At 52.9% G+C, this 2661-nt stretch carries 2 protein-coding genes and 1 pseudogene; all 3 read right to left on the bottom strand.

Going from position 1 to position 2661, the window contains the following annotated elements:
- Nucleotides 1-95: 95 nt before the first annotated feature.
- Nucleotides 96-1208: pseudogene (locus ACFDR9_RS27470) on the bottom strand (transposase).
- 167 nt (nt 1209-1375) lie between these two features.
- Nucleotides 1376-2098, bottom strand: coding sequence for a hypothetical protein (locus ACFDR9_RS27465; protein ID WP_409033046.1), 723 nt, complete (start codon nt 2096-2098; stop codon nt 1376-1378).
- Nucleotides 2099-2446 carry a hypothetical protein gene (locus ACFDR9_RS27460; protein WP_409033045.1) on the bottom strand — a complete coding sequence of 116 codons (348 nt, stop codon included), beginning with the start codon at nt 2444-2446 and terminating at the stop codon, nt 2099-2101.
- Between the last annotated feature and the right edge of the window lie 215 nt (nt 2447-2661).

Raw genomic sequence — 2661 nt, 5'->3', positions numbered from 1 at the left:
CTACGCAAGCAAGGCCATGGCATGCTTGAGGTTCTGCTCCGGGCCTTCAACGGTAATCCTATCCCGCTTGCCGCATAGCGGCTGAACAGTCACCGCTACGTCAGCAGGCGCATCAATTGATCCGCCGTCAACACCAGCATGCCGAACATCAAATGCGTCATGACCTTGTCGGGGCCGCGCACCCGGACGCTGCGCCCGCCGAATTCATCCTTCAAGCGCCCGTTGATCCGGTTTGCCTGGGTGCGTTCCTTGTAGCGCTCGGCGTCGGCGGGGTCGAACTTGTCCTTTGCCGCGCCGCGCGGATTATGGTCGATCAAAGGAGCGTGGCCCAGGATACGGCTGTGTTCCTGCAATTGCACGCTGCAGTAGGCGGCGTCGATCAGGTCGTACAGGTTTGTCACGCACGCCGCCGTCATCGTCGCCAGCGGCACCGCCGTCTGGCTGTCGTGCACCGAGGCGCTGGTCAGCAGCGCGCTCACCGGCACGCCGCAGTCGGCGGTGTCGATATGCAGTTTGTAACCGGTCCAGGAATTCTTGTAGCCCTGGAAGTTGCATTTCGTGCCGCGGTCGCAGGCCTTGGGCCACTCCTCCAGCATCGCCGGCAGGCTCTGCGAGCGCTGCCGGCGTATCTTTGTTTTGCTTCGCAGGCGGCGCTTCATCCTTGCGTGGCCGGCCCCGGCGCGCCTTCGCGCCCTCGTCCTTCACCGGGGCATCCGCCGCCACTTTTTTCTCCGCTTTTTCGCGCGCCTCGATCGCCGTGCCGTCGCGGCTGATGTGGCCGATCAACTGCTCGCCCAGGTAGGTCTTGACCGGTGCCTCGTGCACCCGCTCGGGCAGCCTGGCTTTCGTGAATTGCGCGAACGCCCGGGAGAACGTCGCCTCGTCCGGAATCGCCTTCCACATCGGGAAGCCGCACAGCCGCTTCAAGGCGCGGTCCATCAACAGCCGCTCGATTATGCCCCGCGTCGTGGCCAGGTTCAGCACCGCCTTTGCCACGAAGGCGTTGGCCAAGGCGCGCGCTCCTGCGGCTTGCGCCCGATCCCCTGCCAGACCTGCGTCCATTCTTCGATACGGACCCAGTCCAGAATATGCACCAGCTTTTCCAACTTGGGCGTCAGCGCGCCGCAGTCGTGCCTCAGTTCCGGCATCAGTTCGTGCTGGATCACATTCCAGCGTTGCAGTATCAGGTCGCGTCGGGTAGCATCCATGGTGTGGGCGTTACGGTGTTGACTTAGAAACTACATCATGCCAGCAATGGGCGCTCACGCCCTTCATATTCCCGCGTCACGCGATCAAATCCCCACGCACCACTAGTTTTGCAAGTACCTCTAACACTATGGCCATAGCTGGGTTGGTTTTTTGAGGTGCCCTTCCGTCAAATGGTGGATTTCACCGTCATATTTTTATTTTTTTCGAATGTCCTTACTTTACACGCTTGAGCAAATATATAGGCGCCCACTTGCAGAAAAAATGCCGCAACAATGGAAAAAGGTATGCCCCAAGCAAAAGCACTAAAAATAGGATAGGAAACTCGTAATATCACTCCTAAAAATGCTAACACCACCATTAGTATAGATACAGCATTAGTCCAACTTTCCGGAACCCCTGGCAAATATATTTTTGGTCGTATTTCCATTTTTTTTACTACTTTATCCCACTCAACCGTAGAATCCGCCAATCTAAAACGATTCTCGAACTCAGTCGCTCCGACGTCTTTCCATTTACGATCCACAATGCGTAAAGCAATTAAAATGTTTGCCCCGCAAATAATTGCAATAATTCCAAAGAAACTTGTTTTCGTCATGGTTGCAATGGAATCCGCCCAAAACAACGGGATGAAAAAGCAGAACATTAACCATCCTAGAGTAAAGCCGAAGCTTCCCCAATACATTAGGTAGGAGAATAGTTTTTTTTGCGCGCCACGAAAAAATAATGTTTGATAAATAAATATTGTTAAAGTGATGGGTATACCAATATAAAGAAAGCTAGCCCCTGCTTGTGGTGTAGCTATTTTTTCGGTTAGGAGCCATCCGGTCAAATTGCTTAATGACAGTGCGAACAAGGATAAAAATAGAGAATTCAATGTGACCTTAGTCATTTAATTCGCCCATCCAGCAACTGAATTTTTTATATTGTAACGATTGTCAATTGTATCAACAACCGTGGCGGCCAAAATATACCCTCCTACGACCACAACTAGTACGCCAAGTACAGGGAGCACAACAGTACTCGCAGCGGTACCCATAGCGATAGCAACCAAAGACGTGGCAAGTGGAATTAACCCAGCAGCGATCACGCTACCGATTGCCGCGGTAGCTCCTGCTTTCGCGACAGATACTCCTGCTCGCGCTAGAAATTCGGTAAAATTTTGGCTTCCTTCTTCGCCATATACGGTGTTTGCATCACCGATAAAATCAATGATTGTCCCTATTATTTGAATCTTCATGCCTTTCCCAAAATTTTTCGAGACGGTGAGCATTAGACGCTTAATTCCCCCATAGCCTGCCTTACCTGTTTTTTCAAATCCACCGTCAAGGAAAGCGCTCCGCTCGGCACCTAAAGGTGATCGTGACTGTTCAGCCGCTATGCGGCAAGCGGGATAGGATTACCGTTGAAGGCCCGGAGCAGAACCTCAAGCATGCCATGGCCTTGCTTGCGTAG

This window comes from Janthinobacterium sp. CG_23.3, assembly GCF_046115965.1.
GTDB lineage: Bacteria > Pseudomonadota > Gammaproteobacteria > Burkholderiales > Burkholderiaceae_D > Janthinobacterium.
Note: the sequence above shows the minus strand (reverse complement) of the source record. Positions and strands in the feature narration are given on the sequence as shown.

What these genes read in the sequence shown, in the direction of transcription:
- ACFDR9_RS27460 (WP_409033045.1), bottom strand. Translation starts at nt 2,446, where the DNA reads ATGAAGATTCAAATAATAGGGACAATCATTGATTTTATCGGTGATGCA.
- ACFDR9_RS27465 (WP_409033046.1), bottom strand. Translation starts at nt 2,098, where the DNA reads ATGACTAAGGTCACATTGAATTCTCTATTTTTATCCTTGTTCGCACTG.